The sequence below is a fragment of the Urechidicola vernalis genome (assembly GCF_031846385.1).
GTDB lineage: Bacteria > Bacteroidota > Bacteroidia > Flavobacteriales > Flavobacteriaceae > Urechidicola > Urechidicola vernalis.
In genome coordinates this window covers 1075473-1092021 of sequence record NZ_JAVRHV010000001.1, presented here as the reverse complement: position 1 = coordinate 1092021, position 16549 = coordinate 1075473, and the positions used below count along the sequence as shown (strand labels likewise).

The following is a 16549-nucleotide window of genomic DNA, read 5'->3' as shown; positions in this document are numbered from 1 at the left end:
TTTAATTTTTAAAATGTTAATTTTAAGTTAAGACCGTAAGAAGAAGTCATTGGTAAAGTACCATTCTCAGCCCAGTTTACTCCACTTCTCTTCTCTAATTCTGAAGGGTCAACCCATGGTAAATCAGAATAAATTAACCAAACATTGTTAGCGAAGAAACCTAAAGAAGCTGCTTCCATTCCAATGCTATTTACGAAATCACTCTTAAAGTTATAGTTTAACTTTACAGTTCTTAATTTAATATAACTAGCATCATGTACGTTATTTTCGTAAATGTTACCTAAGTTACCTAAATAGAAGTGATCTTGTGGATCAACATATTTATCTACTACTGTACCATCAGAAATTGGAACACCGTTAGCGTCAGTTCCTGTTTGTAATACCCCAACAATATGGATACCACCACCATTAGCAACAGGGTCTCTTAAAGGATTACCTTTGTCGTTTAATCCTGCAGTTTTTGCAGAAATACCTGAGTGATCAATATATCTTTCAGTTCTTGAGTAGTAGTTACCTCCACTTTGTCCGTCAAATCCTAAGAATAAATCTAAGTTTTTGTATCTAAACGTAGTTGTAATACCTCCTGTGAAATCTGGTAATAATTGTCCAACAACTTTATTAGACTCTCTTGCAAAGTTATCACTGCTTGTAAAGATTAAGCTTCCATCAGTATGTCTAGCAAATCCACGAGCAACAAATACTCCGTAAGATTCTCCAACATTAGCTTGTAATCTCATACTAGAAGTATACGTACTGATATCATAAGAATCAATAGTTTCTCCTGTATCAGGGTTCGTATAAATTGCATCAACAACTTTGTCTAATGTACCTAAGTTTAAACCTAAGTCCCAAGAGAAATCTTCTCCTTGAATAACTGTTCCACTTAATGCAACTTCAATACCTGAAGAAGTAGTTTGTCCAGAGTTTACAGTAATTCCTGTATATCCTGTAGAACCATCTAAGTTAATACGTGTAGGTAAATCTTCATCTTTTCTGCTAAAGTATGTAAGATCTAAGTTAACTCTGTTTCCAAATAATCTGAATTCACCACCAACTTCAAATTCACCTCTAGTACCACCAATTAACAACTCATTGTTTTGAGTGTTTGGAATGTATAAAGTTCCGTTTCCTTGGTATAAACTACCTGTAGAATACGTTTGTCCAATTTGATAAGGACCAGGGAAATAAGGAGCATTTGCATAACCAGCTCTAATTTTAGCAAAAGTTAACACATCATTTTGAGGTAAGATTTTACTTAAAATGAAAGATCCTGAAAGTCCCCAAGATGTAACTTTGTTATCATCTGGAGCAGCAGTAGAAGACCAGTCATTTCTTAAAGACCCATCTAAATATGCCATTCCTTTATAACCAACAGAAGCTTTAACAAAAGCACCTCTTGTTTTAGTAACTGATAATCTAGATGATGCAGAAACCGGGTTTGCAGAACCTGCTAAGTTGTAAAATTCAGGGATCGTTAGGTCTCCTGAAGTACTAGCATTTATTGTTTTGTACTCGTTGTTTACAATTTCACCACCAATACTAGCATCTAAATCTAAATCACCGTCCAAAAATTGGTCACTATAGTTTGCCATTCCAAAGAAGTGTAACTTCGTATTGTTGCTTGCGTATTCAGAGTAACGTGCTGGATCTAATAAACTTTTAGTTGTAGATCTATCATCTCCAGTATAAGAGTTGAATGTAGATCTCATTTCAGCAACTGCACTGAACTTTTCATTAAACTCATAGTTTAAAGCAAATTTACCGTATGCAGCATTCTTGTAGTCATTCTTAAAGTTTTCATAAGAATGGAAGTAAGGCATATCCCAATATAAAGGACGTGCATCACGAGGACCTCTAATGTTCCAAGAAACAATTTGTCCGTTTTGCTCGTAATTCTTAAGACGATCCATGTTTAATTGTCTTTGCCACCATTGGTTCATGTTAGATCCAATGTTACCGTAGTTCTGATCTGGATTATTTAACGTAGATCGGTCTTGGTAGTTTACAATTGCCGTAGCTGTTAACTTGTCAGTAAGATCATAGTTAACATTCATGTTAAAGTTAGTCGTTTTTTGTTGAGAATTCGGTACAATACCTTCTTGGAAAATATTTTGTAACGAAGTTCTAATGTTATAATCCTCACCACCTTTAGAAAAAGAAAGTGTCGTATTATTAGTAATTGCTTTGTCGTAGAAATCTTCAACATCACTTGTAGTTGGAGACCAAGGTCTTAATTCTCCGAATGTATCAGTTCCAGGAATCCAAGAATCCCAATGACGAACTGGAGTACCATCTAATCTAGGTCCCCAAGACTCATCTGCCCAAAAATCTGGGTAAGGTTGACCATCAAAAGCAGCCCAATCAGCTGGATCTTGAGAAGGGTCATAAGAGAATGTGTTAAATGATTGGCTATATCCACCACCATATTCATTTTGGTAATCAGGAACAGCAGCTACTTGGTTGATAGAAGTTGCTTGATCAATAGTGAATGTCGCTTTTCCAGATTGTGCTGTCTTAGTAGTAATGATAATTACACCATTACGACCATCAGGACCATAAATTGCAGTTGCAGACGCACCTTTTAAAACAGACATGTCAGCAATGTTAGCAGTGTTAATGTCACTAATGGCGTAAACGATAACTCCATCAACTACGTATAAAACACCAGTTTCACCTCTCAATTTAATTTGAGAGTTTCCGAATGTTGTACTTGAATTACCAACGATTTGTACACCGGCAACCTTACCAGCTAAAGCGTTGTTAACATCAACATCCTTACCTTTTTGTAACTCTTCACCTTGAACAGACTGTTGAGAATACCCTAAGGCTTTCTTTTCTCTTTTAATACCTAAACCAGTAATTACTACTTCGTCAAGTACGTTGTCCGCTTCCATCGTTACATTGATAGTGCTTGAAGCACCAACAGTGATTTCTTGTGATGCCATTCCTACGAAACTAAATTGAAGAACTGCGCCTTCAGCAGCTTCGATAGTATAGTTACCATCAAAATCTGTTTCAGTACCTGTGTTGGTACCTTTAACTAAAACACTAACTCCTGGTAATGGACCTGTTTCGTCAGAAACAGTACCAGAAATTGTCTTTGTCTGTGCAAATGCTATTTGCACAACCAACGCTAATAAAAGCGTTAAAATTCCATTAAACTTTGTTTTCATTATTATAATTATTTGAATTAATTGCGCCAAAAATCTTAAAATAATGTTAAAGCACCAAGTTTTTAGCTTAAAAAAATGTTAAGAATGTTAACTAAAAGTTAAAGTATATTGATAATCTATTAAGGAATGAGTTGGATATTGAGGAATCTAAACGATTGCGATGTTTAATATGCATAAAAACAGCTAAAAAGTAATAATACTAGAGGAATCTTTAATGCGGTATTTTTGCCTTTTTTAGAATATTGAATAATATTTACACCTATAGAAGTGCTTGGCTGATTAAAACTTAGTTATACGATTCAATAAACTATAGAATACGTGAAATCTAAAAGAATTGAACAAATTTAATATGGACGCGTGAATTATTTAAATCGAAAGGTATATTTTCAAGCTTCCCCATAGCATAACTTATATCTACAACACCGTTTTTTGTTCCATAAGAATAGCCAAGTCCAAATGAATATAATTTTGAATCAAGATTTAATACTTTGTTTTGGGTAAGAGTAAAATCGGTTATACTATATATAAAGGAGTCAGTGTTTAAATAATAGTAATATTTTAAATTGGTAATATTATAAAATGAACTTAAAACACTTACCTTATTAAATCCTCTAATTGTATTTGTTTTAACAATTCTTAATAGATCATTTATAAGATACGTTGCAGAAAACAATGAGCCTTCAATGTTTTACATAAAAATAGAATCGAGTTTGAATATTTCTATTCGCTCAGATTTTTTTTTTAATTATGGGATCCCATAAATGTTGTGTCTGATGGAGAACTTAGTTGGATTTTTAATATGTATTTCTGAGGAAATGCTAGTTTCGAAATTAGGAGTTGAAAAAAGTGTATATATATTAAGGTGTAAAATTCTTGTTCAAATATTGCTATAATGTATATGAAAAACGGTATGAATATAGGTTATTAGGTTCATTTATAAAACATTCGGAAAAATAAATTGGCTGGCGTTTGAATTACTCGAAAAATATCGTACATTTGCACTCTCTAAAAAAGAGACGTTTAATAATTAAAACTTAAACAATAATTAAATTAGTATGCCAACTATACAACAATTAGTACGCAAAGGAAGAACCAGTCTAACTAAGAAGAGTAAATCGGCGGCTTTGGATTCATGTCCACAACGAAGAGGAGTATGTACTCGTGTTTACACAACGACACCTAAGAAACCTAACTCAGCAATGAGAAAAGTAGCAAGGGTTCGTTTAACAAACGGAAACGAAGTAAATGCATATATCCCTGGAGAAGGACATAATTTACAAGAGCACTCGATAGTATTAGTAAGAGGAGGAAGAGTTAAAGATTTACCAGGTGTTAGATATCATATTGTGCGTGGAGCACTAGATACTGCAGGTGTTGAGGGTAGAACTCAACGTAGATCAAAATATGGAGCTAAACGCCCTAAGTAATTAACAACTTTTAAAGGAAAGACATGAGAAAAAGAAGAGCCAAAAAAAGAGTTCTTTTACCGGATCCTAAATTTAACGATCAATTAGTAACACGTTTTGTGAACATGCTAATGTGGGACGGTAAGAAATCAGTAGCATTTAAAGTATTTTATGATGCATTAGATATCGTAGAAGAAAGAAAACAAGATGAAGAAAAATCTGCTTTAGAGATTTGGAAAGATGCCTTAACTAACGTTATGCCACACGTAGAAGTACGTAGTCGTAGAGTTGGAGGAGCAACATTCCAAATTCCAATGCAAATTAGACCAGATCGTAAAATTTCTATGGCGATTAAATGGTTGATTTCTTACACAAGAAAAAGAAATGAAAAAACAATGGCCCAAAAATTAGCTGCAGAGATTTTAGCTGCTGCTAAAGAAGAAGGAGCTGCTGTTAAGAAAAGAGTTGATGTTCATAAGATGGCAGAGGCTAATAAAGCATTTTCACACTTCAGATTTTAATAGGAAATGGCAAGAGATTTAAAATTTACTAGAAATATTGGTATCGCTGCTCATATTGATGCAGGGAAAACTACAACTACTGAACGTGTATTATATTACACAGGAGTTTCTCACAAAATTGGTGAAGTACATGATGGTGCTGCAACAATGGACTGGATGGAGCAAGAGCAAGAAAGAGGTATTACAATTACTTCTGCTGCAACAACCTGTGAGTGGAAATTTCCAATTGAAAATGGAGAGTCTACACCAGATACAAAAGGATATCACTTTAATATTATTGATACTCCTGGGCACGTTGATTTTACTGTTGAAGTAAACAGATCATTACGTGTATTAGATGGTTTAGTATTCTTATTTAGTGCTGTTGATGGTGTTGAGCCACAATCAGAAACTAACTGGAGATTAGCTGATAATTACAAAGTGCCGAGAATTGGTTTTGTAAATAAAATGGACCGTCAAGGTTCTAACTTCTTGGCAGTATGTCAACAAGTAAAAGACATGTTAAAGTCAAATGCTGTGCCGATCGTTTTAAACATTGGTGAAGAGGGTGACTTTAAAGGAGTGGTTGATTTAGTTAAGAATAGAGCAATTGTATGGCATGATGCCACACAAGGTTCTACTTTTGATATCATCGACATTCCTGAAGATATGAAAGAAGAGGCTGCTAAATATAGAGCCTTATTAATTGAAGAGGTTGCGAGTTACGATGAGAACTTATTAGAAAAGTTCATGGAAGACGAAGATTCAATTACAGAAGAAGAAGTGCATGCTGCACTTAGAGCTGCTGTAATGGATATGGCTATCATTCCTATGATTTGTGGTTCTGCATTTAAAAATAAAGGGGTTCAGTTCTTATTAGATGCTGTATGTCGTTATTTACCTTCTCCATTAGATAAAGATGCTATTGTTGGAACAAACCCTAACAATGGTGAAGAAATTGACCGTAAGCCAGATGTAAAAGCGCCATTTTCTGCGTTAGCGTTTAAAATTGCAACAGATCCTTTTGTAGGTCGTTTAGCATTCTTTAGAGCATATTCTGGTCGTTTAGATGCTGGTTCATATATCTTGAATAACCGTTCAGGTAAAAAAGAACGTATTTCTAGAATTTACCAAATGCACTCAAATAAACAAAACGCTATCGATTATATCGAGGCTGGAGATATTGGTGCGGCTGTAGGATTTAAAGATATCAAAACAGGAGATACAATGTCTGCAATGGACGCTCCAATTATCTTAGAATCTATGGACTTCCCTGATCCAGTAATTGGTATCGCGGTAGAGCCAAAAACAAAGGCTGATGTAGATAAGTTAGGTATGGCTTTGGCTAAATTAGCTGAAGAAGATCCAACGTTCCAAGTAAAGACTGATGAAGCATCTGGACAAACAATTATATCTGGAATGGGTGAGTTACACTTAGATATTATTGTTGATAGATTAAAACGTGAGTTTAAAGTTGAGGTTAACGAAGGTGAGCCACAAGTAGAATACAAAGAAGCATTAACAAGAACTGCAGAGCACAGAGAAACTTATAAAAAGCAATCTGGTGGACGTGGTAAGTTTGGTGATATCGTATTTGAAATGGGACCTGCAGATGAGGACTTCAAAGGACCAGGATTACAGTTTATTGATTTAATTAAAGGTGGACGTATTCCTAAAGAATTTATTCCTTCAGTAGAAAAAGGATTTAAAGCAGCTATGTTAAATGGACCTTTAGCTGGATTCGAAATGGATACAATGAAGATTACTTTAAAGGATGGATCTTTCCACCCTGTAGATTCTGATGCATTGTCATTTGAGTTAGCGGCGAAATTGGGTTACAAAGCGGCAGCGAAAGCGGCAGGAGCAGTGATTCTTGAGCCAATCATGAAAATGGATGTAGTAACACCTGAAGAAAACATGGGAGATATTGTTGGAGATTTGAACCGTCGTAGAGGTCAAGTTAACGCAATGGACGATAGAGCTGGAGCAAAAGTTGTAAAAGCAGATGTGCCATTATCAGAAATGTTCGGTTATGTAACAACATTAAGAACATTGTCATCTGGTAGAGCAACTTCTACTATGGAGTTTGCACACTATGCTCAAACGCCGTCAAATATTTCAGAAGAAGTAATAGCAAAAGCAAAAGGTTAATTACTAAATTATATAAGATGAGTCAAAAAATTAGAATAAAATTAAAGTCTTACGATTACAATTTAGTAGATAAATCTGCTGAGAAGATCGTAAAAACAGTAAAGAATACTGGTGCAGTTGTAAACGGACCAATTCCTTTACCAACTCATAAAAAGATTTTTACAGTATTACGTTCACCACACGTAAACAAAAAATCTAGAGAGCAATTCCAATTAAGTTCTTATAAAAGATTGTTAGACATTTATAGTTCTTCATCAAAGACTATTGATGCCCTAATGAAATTAGAACTTCCTAGTGGAGTTGAGGTAGAGATCAAAGTTTAATAAACTTTGAAACTGAAAGGGAACTTTCAGTTACATGTCCGGAGCGATTGACGAAGGAAAAACGGAAAAAATACGACAGGGTTGAAGTATTTTTGACCCTGTTTTTTTAAATAGAAATAAAGTAAATAATTAAATTAAATTAAATATGTCTGGGTTAATAGGAAGAAAAATCGGAATGACCAGCTTATTCGACGAAAATGGGAAGAACATTCCTTGTACAGTAATCGAAGCAGGTCCATGCGTTGTTACCCAAGTCAGAACCGAAGAGGTTGACGGCTACAATGCGTTGCAGCTTGGTTTCGATGACAAAAAGGCAAAAAGCTCTAATAAAGCTTTAGATGGTCACTTTAAAAAAGCAGGTACCACAGCCAAGAAAAAAGTCGTTGAGTTCCAAGGGTTTGAAGAAGAGTATAAATTAGGTGATTCAATTACTGTTGAGCACTTTGCTGAAGGAGAGTTTGTAGATGTTTCTGCAACTTCTAAGGGTAAAGGATTTCAAGGGGTTGTAAAGCGTCATGGATTTGCCGGTGTAGGTCAAGCTACTCACGGTCAACATAACCGTTTAAGAGCACCTGGTTCTATTGGAGCAGCATCTTACCCTGCACGTGTATTCAAAGGAATGCGTATGGCAGGTCGTATGGGTGGTGATAAAGTGAAAGTTCAAAATTTAAGAGTTTTAAAAGTAGTTGCAGATAAGAATCTACTTGTTGTTAAAGGATGTGTTCCTGGTCACAAAAACGCTTATGTAATCGTTAGGAAATAATGAAAGTATCAGTTTTAGACATACACGGTAAAGATACAGGAAGGAAAGTTGAACTTTCTGAGGATGTATTTGGAGTAGAAGTGAATGATCACGCTGTTTATTTAGATGTAAAGCAACACTTGGCTAATAAAAGACAAGGAACGCATAAAGCTAAAGAAAGAGCAGAGATTACTGGATCTACAAGAAAGATTAAAAAACAAAAAGGAACAGGTACTGCTCGTGCGGGAAGTATCAAGTCTGGTGTTTTTAGAGGTGGAGGAAGAATGTTTGGTCCTAGACCAAGAAATTATTCTTTCAAATTGAATAAAGGATTAAAGAAAGTTGCTCGTAGATCAGCGTTAAGTACGCAAGCAAATGAGAAAAATATTTTAGTTGTTGAAGACTTCAATTTCGAGGTTCCAAATACTAAAAATTTCATCTCAGTTTTGCAAGCTCTTGGTCTTGAGAACAAAAAGTCTTTGTTTGTGTTGGGTGAATCAAATAATAATGTATATTTGTCATCGCGCAATTTAAAACGTGCTAAAACCATAACTAATTCAGGGTTAAGCACTTATGAAGTTTTAAACGCAAATAAAGTTGTTCTTTTAGAGAGTTCTTTAGAAGGAATTAATCAAATTTAAGCAAATAGGTATCAATATGAGTATTTTAATAAAACCTATTATAACGGAAAAAATGACAAATGATAGCGAATTATTTAATCGCTATGGGTTTGTTGTGAATAAGAATGCTAACAAAGTTGAAATCAAAAATGCTGTAGAGTCTACTTACGGTGTTTCTGTAAGTGATGTTAGAACTATGAATTATCCAGTTAAGCGTACTACTAAATTTACAAAGAGTGGTATTCAAAACGGGATGAAAAGTGCTTATAAGAAAGCAATAGTTCAGTTAGCAGATGGAGATAACATTGATTTTTATAGCAATATCTAATTAAGAAAAATGTCAGTTAGAAAGTTAAAACCAATAACACCAGGGCAGCGTTTTAGAGTAGTAAATGGGTTCGACGCCATCACTACTGATAAGCCGGAGAAAAGTTTACTTGCTTCGAAAAAAAGGTCTGGAGGTCGAAATAATAGCGGAAAAATGACAATGCGTCACTTAGGTGGTGGTCATAAGAAGCAATACCGTATTATCGATTTTAAAAGAGATAAGAACGGAATTCCTGCAACAGTTAAAACAATAGAGTACGATCCGAATCGTACTGCTTTTATTGCCTTATTAGCGTATGCTGATGGTGAGAAAAGATATGTAATTGCTCAAAATGGATTACAAGTTGGGCAAACTGTAGTATCAGGAGATGTGGTTGCACCAGAAATTGGAAATGCAATGCCACTTGGTAAAATGCCATTAGGAACAACTATTTCTTGTATCGAATTACGTCCGGGACAAGGTGCTGTTATGGCGCGTAGTGCTGGTTCTTTTGCTCAATTAATGGCAAAAGACGGAAAGTATGCTACAGTTAAGTTGCCTTCAGGTGAAACAAGATTAATCTTGTTAACGTGTACTGCAACAATTGGTGTAGTTTCAAACTCTGATCATCAATTGTTAGTATCTGGTAAAGCGGGTAGAACAAGATGGTTGGGTAGAAGACCTCGAGTTCGTCCAGTAGTGATGAATCCGGTTGATCACCCAATGGGTGGTGGTGAAGGTAAATCTTCAGGAGGGCACCCTAGATCTAAGAACGGAATTCCTGCAAAAGGATTCAAGACTAGGTCTAAGACTAAAGCGAGTAATAAGTATATTTTAGAACGTAGAAAAAAATAATAAGATATGGCACGTTCATTAAAAAAAGGACCTTACGTTTTCCATAAATTGGAAAAGAAAGTACAAGCAAATTTAGATTCAGGTAAGAAAAGTGTTATCAAGACATGGTCGAGATCATCTATGATCGTTCCTGAGTTTGTTGGTCAAACAATTGCCGTTCACAACGGACGTCAATTTGTACCAGTTTATGTTACTGAAAATATGGTAGGGCACAAGTTAGGAGAGTTTTCACCAACACGTTCTTATAGAGGACATGGTGCTGACAGGAAAAATAAAGGTAAAAAATAGTAGGTAATCATGGGAGTTCGAAAAAAATTAAGAGCACAACAGTTAAAAGAAGAGAAGAAGCAACTTGCAGTTGCTAAGCTTACGGGTTGTCCTACATCGCCAAGAAAAATGCGTTTAGTAGCGGATTTAATTAGAGGAGTTGAAGTTGAAAAAGCTTTACAAATCTTAAAATTCAATGCTAAAGAAGCATCTATTAACCTTGAAAAATTATTGTTATCTGCCATTGCAAACTGGCAAGCTAAGAATGAAGACGCAAGTATTGAAGATGCTGGTTTATTCGTTAAAGAAATTTACGTTGATAGCGCAGGAATGTTAAAAAGATTAAGACCAGCACCACAAGGTCGTGCACATAGAATTAGAAAACGTTCTAATCACGTGACTTTAGTGTTGGGTAATAAAATTGTTGAAAGCAAATAATTCAAAGTAGCATGGGACAAAAGACAAATCCAATAGGAAATCGTTTAGGAATTATCAGAGGATGGGAATCTAACTGGTATGGAGGAAATGACTACGGCGATAAAATTGCTGAAGACGATAAAATAAGAAAGTACGTACGTGCTAGATTATTTAAAGCAAGTGTATCAAGAGTAATTATCGAGCGCACACTTAAACTTGTAACCGTTACTATCACTACTGCTAGACCTGGTATTATTATCGGAAAAGGTGGTCAAGAGGTAGACAAGTTAAAAGAAGAGTTAAAGAAAATTACTGGGAAAGAGGTTCAAATCAACATTTTTGAAATCAAACGCCCTGAGCTTGATGCAACATTAGTAGGAGCGAGTATTGCTCGTCAGATTGAAGGCCGAATTTCATACAGACGTGCGATCAAAATGGCTATCGCTGCTGCAACTAGAATGAATGCAGAAGGTATTAAGATTCAAATTAGTGGTCGTTTAAACGGTGCAGAAATGGCACGTTCTGAACACTATAAAGAAGGAAGAATTCCTCTTTCTACTTTTAGAGCTGATATTGATTATGCATTTGTAGAATCTAATACTACCTATGGAAAATTAGGGATTAAAGTATGGATTATGAAAGGTGAGGTTTACGGAAAGAGAGAGTTATCTCCGCTTGTTGGTTTATCTAAGAAGCAAGGTGGTAAGTCAGGTGGAAAGAGACAATCGAGACAACCTCGTAGAAGAAATTAATTTTAGATTTTAGAAACTAGAAAAGATGTTACAGCCAAAAAGAGTAAAATATCGTAAAGTACAGAAAGCAAAAGGAAATATGAAGGGAAATTCCAATAGAGGAACATTACTTTCAAATGGAATGTTTGGTTTAAAATCATTAGACCAAGATTTGCTTACATCTCGTCAAATCGAAGCAGCTCGTATTGCAGCAACTCGTCATATGAAAAGAGAAGGGCAGTTATGGATTAAAATATTTCCAGACAAACCTATTACTAAAAAGCCATTAGAAGTACGTATGGGTAAAGGTAAGGGTGCACCAGAATATTTCGTTGCAGTTGTAAAACCAGGACGAATTCTATTTGAAATAGGTGGAGTTCCAATTGAAGTAGCAAAAGAAGCTTTACGTTTAGCAGCGCAGAAATTGCCTGTAAAAACGAAGTTTATTATTGCTAGAGATTATGATAACGCTTAATCGATTAAAGAATGAAACAATCAGAAATTAAAGAATTATCAGCTGAAGATCTACAAGAGAAATTTGTACAGTTGAAAAAAAATTATACTGATCTTAAAATGGCTCATGCTATTACACCGTTGGAAACTCCGATGCAATTGAAAGCCCTTAGAAAAACTGTTGCGAGAATTGCAACGGAATTAACTAATAGAGAAGTACAATAGTATTTAAAGATGGAAAAAAGAAATCTTAGAAAAGAGAGAATTGGTGTTGTTTCTAGTAACAAAATGGATAAGTCTATTGTTGTTGCAGAGGTAAAGAAAACAAAGCACCCAATGTACGGAAAGTTCGTTTTAAAAACGAAGAAGTATGTTGCACACGACGAAACAAATGATTGTAACATTGGAGACACTGTTAAAATTATGGAAACACGTCCGTTGAGTAAATCGAAACGTTGGAGATTAGTAGAAATCCTAGAAAGAGCTAAATAATTTATTATGTTACAGACAGAATCAAGATTAAGAGTAGCTGACAATACTGGAGCAAAAGAAGTTTTAGTAATTCGTGTTTTAGGAGGAACTAAAAAGCGTTATGCTTCAATTGGTGATAAAATTGTTGTTTCAGTGAAACAAGTTACACCAAACGGATCGGTAAAAAAAGGTCAAGTAGCAAAAGCTGTTGTTGTTCGTACCAAAAAAGAAGTTAGAAGAAGAGATGGATCTTATATCCGTTTTGATGATAATGCATGTGTATTATTAGACAGTACTTCTGGTGAAATGAAAGGAACACGTGTTTTTGGACCGGTTGCAAGAGAACTTCGTGAAAAGCAATTCATGAAAATTGTATCATTAGCACCTGAAGTGCTTTAATAAACTATAAGAAACGATGGCAAAATTAAAGATAAAGTCAGGAGATACAGTTAGAGTATTAGCTGGTGATCACAAAGGTGAAGAAGGAAAAGTAGTGAAAGTTATCATTGCTAAAAATAGAGCGATTGTAGAAGGTGTCAATATGGTATCTAAGCACGCAAAACCTAGCGCAGAGAATCCACAAGGAGGAATTGTAAAGAAAGAAGCTTCAATCCATATTTCAAACTTAGGTTTGATTGAAAATGGTGCTACTGTAAGAGTGGGATACAAAATGGAAGGCGACAAGAAAGTTAGGGTATCTAAAAAAACGGATAAAGCAATTTAGTTATGGCATATACACCAAGACTTAAAGAAGAATATAAGAGTAGAATAGTTTCTGCTCTTACTGAAGAATTCGGTTACAAAAATGTAATGCAAGTTCCTAAATTACAAAAAATTGTAGTTAGTAAAGGAGTAGGTGCTGCTGTAGCTGATAAGAAATTAATAGATCACGCTTTAGAAGAGTTGATGAAAATCACTGGTCAAAAAGCAATATCTACAATGTCTAAAAAAGACGTTGCTACCTTTAAATTACGTAAAGGAATGCCAATTGGTGTGAAAGTTACGTTGAGAGGTGAGAAAATGTATGAGTTTTTAGATAGATTAGTAACTGCATCATTGCCACGTGTACGTGATTTCAACGGAATCAAAGCAACTGGTTTTGACGGTAGAGGTAACTACAATTTAGGTATTACTGAGCAAATCATTTTCCCAGAAATTGATATTGATAAAGTAAACAAAATTGGTGGTATGGATATTACATTTGTAACATCTGCTCCTACTGATAAGGAAGCGAAATCATTATTACACGAACTAGGTTTACCTTTTAAAAAGAACTAAGATGGCTAAAGAATCAATGAAAGCCCGTGAGGTTAAAAGAGCGAAAACAGTAGCAAAATATGCTGAGAAAAGAAAGGCTTTAAAAGAAGCTGGAGATTACGAAGCATTACAAAAGTTACCAAAAAATGCATCACCAATACGTATGCATAATCGTTGTAAATTAACGGGAAGACCAAAAGGTTATATGCGTCAGTTCGGAATTTCACGTGTGACATTCCGTAAAATGGCAAACCAAGGTTTGATACCAGGAGTTAGAAAAGCTTCTTGGTAAAATTAGAATTATAAATTGGTTCGTAGTTTGGCAATAGTGCCAAAAACCTGAACCGCAAATTAATATATATGTATACAGATCCAATTGCAGATTATCTAACAAGAGTTAGAAATGCTGTAGCAGCAGGACACAGAGTTGTTGAGATTCCTTCTTCAAATGTGAAGAAAGAAATCACAAAAATTTTGTTTGATCAAGGGTATATTTTAAGTTACAAATTCGAAGATAATTCTGTACAAGGAAGTATCAAGATTGCCTTAAAATATGACCGTCAAACAAAAGAATCGGTAATTAAGAATATCGAAAGAGTTAGTACACCAGGTTTACGTCAGTATGCTGGGGCTAAAGAAATGCCAAGAGTTTTAAATGGACTAGGTATTGCTATTGTTTCTACTTCAAATGGAGTAATGACAAACAAGCAAGCAGTTCAAGATAACGTTGGTGGTGAAGTTTTATGTTACGTTTATTAAAAATTAGGAAAGATGTCAAGAATAGGAAATAATCCAATCGCACTTCCTGATGGTGTAACAATTGAAGTAAACAACAACATTGTTACTGTAAAAGGAAAATTAGGAGAGTTATCTCAAGAGATAAAAGAAGTATCTGTTAAAGTTGAAGAAGGAGTTGTTTCTGTAGAGCGCCCTTCAGATAGTAAAGACCATAAAGCAAAACATGGTTTATATAGAGCTTTAATCAATAATATGATTCAAGGAGTTACCACAGGTTGGTCTAAAGAATTAGAATTAGTCGGAGTAGGTTATAGAGCATCAAATCAAGGTCAAAAACTGGATTTAGCTTTAGGATTCTCTCACAATATTGTTTTAAATATTGCTCCAGAGGTAAAAGTAGAGACAGTGTCAGAAAAGGGAAAGAACCCTATCGTTAAATTAACTTCTCATGACAAACAATTAGTTGGTCAAGTGGCTGCAAAGATTCGTTCTTTCCGTACGCCAGAGCCATACAAAGGAAAAGGAGTTAAATTTGTTGGTGAAGAAATTAGAAGAAAAGCAGGTAAAACTGCATAATTTATAGAAATTATGGCATTATCAAAGCTAGAAAGAAGACAAAGAATTAAGTATAGAATCAGAAAAGTTGTTTCTGGAACTGCATCTAAACCAAGATTATCAGTTTTTAGAAGTAACAAAGAGATTTATGCTCAGTTAATAGATGATGTTGCGGGTACTACTTTAGCATCTGTATCATCAAGAGATAAAGCAATTGCTTCAGGTTCTAAGAACGAAGTAGCAGCAGCAACTGGTAAAGCAATCGCTGACGCTGCATCGAAAGCAGGAATCGAAACTTGTGCTTTTGATAGAAATGGTTATTTGTATCACGGTAGAGTTAAGACTCTAGCAGAAGCTGCAAGAGAAGCAGGTTTAAAATTTTAATTAGATTATGAGCAGTTCATATAAAAACGTAGAAAGAGTTAAACCTAGTGGTTTAGAACTACAAGATCATTTAGTTGGAGTACAACGTGTTACTAAAGTAACAAAAGGAGGTAGAGCATTTGGCTTTTCTGCTATTGTTGTTGTTGGTGACGGTAACGGTGTAGTTGGACATGGATTAGGAAAATCTAAAGATGTAGCATCTGCTATTGCAAAAGCAATTGAAGACGCTAAGAAAAACTTGGTAAGAATTCCAATTATAAACCAAACATTACCACACGAACAAAAAGGTAAATTTGGTGGAGCAAGAGTATTCTTAAAGCCAGCATCTCACGGTACGGGAGTTATTGCCGGTGGAGCAGTACGTGCGGTATTAGAATCAGTTGGTGTACATGATGTATTATCAAAATCTATTGGTTCTTCTAACCCTCACAACGTAGTAAAAGCAACTTTTGATGCTTTATTGCAATTGCGTAGTGCAGTTGATGTTGCGAAGGCTAGAGGTATTTCTTTAGAAAAAGTGTTTAAAGGATAAATCAATTAGACGATGGCAAAAATTAGAGTTACACAAGTAAAAAGTAAGATAAGACGTCCTCAGAACCAAAAGAGAACGTTAGAAGCATTAGGCTTACGTAAGATTGATCAGGTTGTAGAGCATGAAGCTACGCCAGCAATCCTTGGAATGGTAAATACAGTTAAACACTTAATTTCCGTTGAGGAAGTTAAATAACAGATATAAACAGTTATGGCATTAAATAACTTAAAACCAGCAGCGGGTTCTGTAAAAGGAGCAGCGAAAAGAGTTGGTAGAGGACAAGGTTCTGGTAAAGGTGGAACTGCAACAAGAGGTCATAAAGGAGCAAAGTCGCGTTCTGGATATTCTAGAAAAATAGGATTCGAGGGTGGACAAATGCCTTTACAAAAGCGTGTACCTAAGTTTGGTTTTACTAACATTAATCGTAAAGAGTATGTTGGAGTAAACCTTGATAAGTTACAGGAACTTGTTGAAAATGGTAAAATTACTGATACGGTAACAATGGATGTATTAGTAGAAAATCGTTTAGCTCGTAGAAATGATCTAGTGAAGATTTTAGGAAGAGGAGAGTTAAAAGCGAAATTGAACGTAACAGTACATAAATTTACTGCAACTGCAAAAGCGGCTATCGAAGCGGCTGGAGGTGAAGCAGCAACTTTATAATAGT

At 35.1% G+C, this 16549-nt stretch carries 25 protein-coding genes; 24 read left to right on the top strand and 1 reads right to left on the bottom strand.

Annotated features, from left to right (window positions below; translation table 11 throughout):
- Positions 1-8: 8 nt before the first annotated feature.
- Positions 9-3173, bottom strand: coding sequence for a SusC/RagA family TonB-linked outer membrane protein (locus RM519_RS04930; RefSeq protein WP_311592462.1), 3165 nt, complete (start codon positions 3171-3173; stop codon positions 9-11).
- Between the two features lie 1055 nt (positions 3174-4228).
- Here RM519_RS04930 and rpsL point away from each other — a divergent pair.
- The 24 genes from rpsL (at position 4229) to rplO (ending at position 16545) form a co-directional block, all read left to right on the top strand.
- Positions 4229-4600: a 30S ribosomal protein S12 gene (gene rpsL, locus RM519_RS04925; protein ID WP_311592461.1), complete on the top strand. Its 372-nt coding sequence runs from the start codon at positions 4229-4231 to the stop codon at positions 4598-4600.
- A 23-nt stretch (positions 4601-4623) separates the two neighbouring features.
- Positions 4624-5100 carry a 30S ribosomal protein S7 gene (gene rpsG / locus RM519_RS04920; RefSeq protein WP_311592460.1) on the top strand — a complete coding sequence of 159 codons (477 nt, stop codon included), beginning with the start codon at positions 4624-4626 and terminating at the stop codon, positions 5098-5100.
- A gap of 6 nt (positions 5101-5106) precedes the next feature.
- On the top strand, positions 5107-7230 hold the full coding sequence (gene fusA / locus RM519_RS04915; RefSeq protein ID WP_311592459.1) for an elongation factor G: 2124 nt from the start codon (positions 5107-5109) through the stop codon (positions 7228-7230).
- A 17-nt stretch (positions 7231-7247) separates the two neighbouring features.
- Positions 7248-7553, top strand: a complete 306-nt coding sequence (rpsJ, locus tag RM519_RS04910; RefSeq protein WP_070237956.1) for a 30S ribosomal protein S10 — start codon at positions 7248-7250, stop codon at positions 7551-7553.
- A gap of 145 nt (positions 7554-7698) precedes the next feature.
- The gene (rplC, locus tag RM519_RS04905) at positions 7699-8316 is read left to right on the top strand and encodes a 50S ribosomal protein L3 (RefSeq protein WP_311592456.1); all 618 of its coding nucleotides are present in this window, start codon (positions 7699-7701) and stop codon (positions 8314-8316) included.
- Positions 8316-8936, top strand: coding sequence for a 50S ribosomal protein L4 (gene rplD, locus RM519_RS04900; RefSeq protein WP_311592455.1), 621 nt, complete (start codon positions 8316-8318; stop codon positions 8934-8936). The genes rplC and rplD overlap by 1 nt, the downstream gene beginning before the upstream one ends.
- Positions 8937-8952: 16 nt before the next feature.
- Entirely contained in the window at positions 8953-9243 is a 291-nt protein-coding gene (gene rplW, locus RM519_RS04895) for a 50S ribosomal protein L23 (protein WP_311592454.1), read from the top strand.
- Positions 9244-9252: 9 nt separating this feature from the next.
- Positions 9253-10077: a 50S ribosomal protein L2 gene (rplB, locus tag RM519_RS04890; protein WP_311592453.1), complete on the top strand. Its 825-nt coding sequence runs from the start codon at positions 9253-9255 to the stop codon at positions 10075-10077.
- A gap of 6 nt (positions 10078-10083) precedes the next feature.
- Positions 10084-10365 carry a 30S ribosomal protein S19 gene (gene rpsS / locus RM519_RS04885; protein ID WP_311592451.1) on the top strand — a complete coding sequence of 94 codons (282 nt, stop codon included), beginning with the start codon at positions 10084-10086 and terminating at the stop codon, positions 10363-10365.
- A gap of 9 nt (positions 10366-10374) precedes the next feature.
- Positions 10375-10782, top strand: a complete 408-nt coding sequence (rplV, locus tag RM519_RS04880) for a 50S ribosomal protein L22 (protein ID WP_311592450.1) — start codon at positions 10375-10377, stop codon at positions 10780-10782.
- An 11-nt stretch (positions 10783-10793) separates the two neighbouring features.
- Complete coding sequence (gene rpsC / locus RM519_RS04875; RefSeq protein ID WP_311592449.1) at positions 10794-11513, top strand: 30S ribosomal protein S3; 720 nt, start codon at positions 10794-10796, stop codon at positions 11511-11513.
- A gap of 25 nt (positions 11514-11538) precedes the next feature.
- Positions 11539-11967 carry a 50S ribosomal protein L16 gene (gene rplP, locus RM519_RS04870; protein ID WP_311592448.1) on the top strand — a complete coding sequence of 143 codons (429 nt, stop codon included), beginning with the start codon at positions 11539-11541 and terminating at the stop codon, positions 11965-11967.
- 11 nt (positions 11968-11978) lie between these two features.
- On the top strand, positions 11979-12170 hold the full coding sequence (gene rpmC, locus RM519_RS04865) for a 50S ribosomal protein L29 (RefSeq protein ID WP_311592446.1): 192 nt from the start codon (positions 11979-11981) through the stop codon (positions 12168-12170).
- A gap of 9 nt (positions 12171-12179) precedes the next feature.
- Positions 12180-12437, top strand: coding sequence for a 30S ribosomal protein S17 (gene rpsQ / locus RM519_RS04860; RefSeq protein ID WP_311592445.1), 258 nt, complete (start codon positions 12180-12182; stop codon positions 12435-12437).
- A gap of 6 nt (positions 12438-12443) precedes the next feature.
- Complete coding sequence (gene rplN / locus RM519_RS04855) at positions 12444-12815, top strand: 50S ribosomal protein L14 (protein WP_311592444.1); 372 nt, start codon at positions 12444-12446, stop codon at positions 12813-12815.
- 16 nt (positions 12816-12831) lie between these two features.
- Positions 12832-13140, top strand: coding sequence for a 50S ribosomal protein L24 (gene rplX / locus RM519_RS04850; RefSeq protein WP_311592442.1), 309 nt, complete (start codon positions 12832-12834; stop codon positions 13138-13140).
- A 2-nt stretch (positions 13141-13142) separates the two neighbouring features.
- Positions 13143-13694, top strand: a complete 552-nt coding sequence (gene rplE, locus RM519_RS04845) for a 50S ribosomal protein L5 (RefSeq protein ID WP_311592441.1) — start codon at positions 13143-13145, stop codon at positions 13692-13694.
- A gap of 1 nt (position 13695) precedes the next feature.
- On the top strand, positions 13696-13965 hold the full coding sequence (gene rpsN / locus RM519_RS04840) for a 30S ribosomal protein S14 (protein WP_311592440.1): 270 nt from the start codon (positions 13696-13698) through the stop codon (positions 13963-13965).
- Between the two features lie 68 nt (positions 13966-14033).
- Positions 14034-14432, top strand: coding sequence for a 30S ribosomal protein S8 (gene rpsH, locus RM519_RS04835; RefSeq protein WP_311592439.1), 399 nt, complete (start codon positions 14034-14036; stop codon positions 14430-14432).
- A gap of 12 nt (positions 14433-14444) precedes the next feature.
- Positions 14445-14987 (top strand): 50S ribosomal protein L6, encoded by a 543-nt coding sequence (gene rplF / locus RM519_RS04830; protein ID WP_311592438.1) that lies wholly within the window; start codon positions 14445-14447, stop codon positions 14985-14987.
- Positions 14988-14999: 12 nt separating this feature from the next.
- On the top strand, positions 15000-15350 hold the full coding sequence (gene rplR, locus RM519_RS04825) for a 50S ribosomal protein L18 (protein ID WP_311592437.1): 351 nt from the start codon (positions 15000-15002) through the stop codon (positions 15348-15350).
- A gap of 7 nt (positions 15351-15357) precedes the next feature.
- Positions 15358-15882, top strand: coding sequence for a 30S ribosomal protein S5 (gene rpsE / locus RM519_RS04820; protein WP_311592435.1), 525 nt, complete (start codon positions 15358-15360; stop codon positions 15880-15882).
- 12 nt (positions 15883-15894) lie between these two features.
- Positions 15895-16077 (top strand): 50S ribosomal protein L30, encoded by a 183-nt coding sequence (rpmD, locus tag RM519_RS04815; protein WP_311592434.1) that lies wholly within the window; start codon positions 15895-15897, stop codon positions 16075-16077.
- A 15-nt stretch (positions 16078-16092) separates the two neighbouring features.
- Positions 16093-16545: a 50S ribosomal protein L15 gene (rplO, locus tag RM519_RS04810; RefSeq protein ID WP_311592432.1), complete on the top strand. Its 453-nt coding sequence runs from the start codon at positions 16093-16095 to the stop codon at positions 16543-16545.
- Positions 16546-16549: the final 4 nt, after the last annotated feature.

What these genes read in the sequence shown, in the direction of transcription:
- RM519_RS04930 (WP_311592462.1), bottom strand. Translation starts at nt 3,173, where the DNA reads ATGAAAACAAAGTTTAATGGAATTTTAACGCTTTTATTAGCGTTGGTT.
- rpsL (WP_311592461.1), top strand. Translation starts at nt 4,229, where the DNA reads ATGCCAACTATACAACAATTAGTACGCAAAGGAAGAACCAGTCTAACT.
- rpsG (WP_311592460.1), top strand. Translation starts at nt 4,624, where the DNA reads ATGAGAAAAAGAAGAGCCAAAAAAAGAGTTCTTTTACCGGATCCTAAA.
- fusA (WP_311592459.1), top strand. Translation starts at nt 5,107, where the DNA reads ATGGCAAGAGATTTAAAATTTACTAGAAATATTGGTATCGCTGCTCAT.
- rpsJ (WP_070237956.1), top strand. Translation starts at nt 7,248, where the DNA reads ATGAGTCAAAAAATTAGAATAAAATTAAAGTCTTACGATTACAATTTA.
- rplC (WP_311592456.1), top strand. Translation starts at nt 7,699, where the DNA reads ATGTCTGGGTTAATAGGAAGAAAAATCGGAATGACCAGCTTATTCGAC.
- rplD (WP_311592455.1), top strand. Translation starts at nt 8,316, where the DNA reads ATGAAAGTATCAGTTTTAGACATACACGGTAAAGATACAGGAAGGAAA.
- rplW (WP_311592454.1), top strand. Translation starts at nt 8,953, where the DNA reads ATGAGTATTTTAATAAAACCTATTATAACGGAAAAAATGACAAATGAT.
- rplB (WP_311592453.1), top strand. Translation starts at nt 9,253, where the DNA reads ATGTCAGTTAGAAAGTTAAAACCAATAACACCAGGGCAGCGTTTTAGA.
- rpsS (WP_311592451.1), top strand. Translation starts at nt 10,084, where the DNA reads ATGGCACGTTCATTAAAAAAAGGACCTTACGTTTTCCATAAATTGGAA.
- rplV (WP_311592450.1), top strand. Translation starts at nt 10,375, where the DNA reads ATGGGAGTTCGAAAAAAATTAAGAGCACAACAGTTAAAAGAAGAGAAG.
- rpsC (WP_311592449.1), top strand. Translation starts at nt 10,794, where the DNA reads ATGGGACAAAAGACAAATCCAATAGGAAATCGTTTAGGAATTATCAGA.
- rplP (WP_311592448.1), top strand. Translation starts at nt 11,539, where the DNA reads ATGTTACAGCCAAAAAGAGTAAAATATCGTAAAGTACAGAAAGCAAAA.
- rpmC (WP_311592446.1), top strand. Translation starts at nt 11,979, where the DNA reads ATGAAACAATCAGAAATTAAAGAATTATCAGCTGAAGATCTACAAGAG.
- rpsQ (WP_311592445.1), top strand. Translation starts at nt 12,180, where the DNA reads ATGGAAAAAAGAAATCTTAGAAAAGAGAGAATTGGTGTTGTTTCTAGT.
- rplN (WP_311592444.1), top strand. Translation starts at nt 12,444, where the DNA reads ATGTTACAGACAGAATCAAGATTAAGAGTAGCTGACAATACTGGAGCA.
- rplX (WP_311592442.1), top strand. Translation starts at nt 12,832, where the DNA reads ATGGCAAAATTAAAGATAAAGTCAGGAGATACAGTTAGAGTATTAGCT.
- rplE (WP_311592441.1), top strand. Translation starts at nt 13,143, where the DNA reads ATGGCATATACACCAAGACTTAAAGAAGAATATAAGAGTAGAATAGTT.
- rpsN (WP_311592440.1), top strand. Translation starts at nt 13,696, where the DNA reads ATGGCTAAAGAATCAATGAAAGCCCGTGAGGTTAAAAGAGCGAAAACA.
- rpsH (WP_311592439.1), top strand. Translation starts at nt 14,034, where the DNA reads ATGTATACAGATCCAATTGCAGATTATCTAACAAGAGTTAGAAATGCT.
- rplF (WP_311592438.1), top strand. Translation starts at nt 14,445, where the DNA reads ATGTCAAGAATAGGAAATAATCCAATCGCACTTCCTGATGGTGTAACA.
- rplR (WP_311592437.1), top strand. Translation starts at nt 15,000, where the DNA reads ATGGCATTATCAAAGCTAGAAAGAAGACAAAGAATTAAGTATAGAATC.
- rpsE (WP_311592435.1), top strand. Translation starts at nt 15,358, where the DNA reads ATGAGCAGTTCATATAAAAACGTAGAAAGAGTTAAACCTAGTGGTTTA.
- rpmD (WP_311592434.1), top strand. Translation starts at nt 15,895, where the DNA reads ATGGCAAAAATTAGAGTTACACAAGTAAAAAGTAAGATAAGACGTCCT.
- rplO (WP_311592432.1), top strand. Translation starts at nt 16,093, where the DNA reads ATGGCATTAAATAACTTAAAACCAGCAGCGGGTTCTGTAAAAGGAGCA.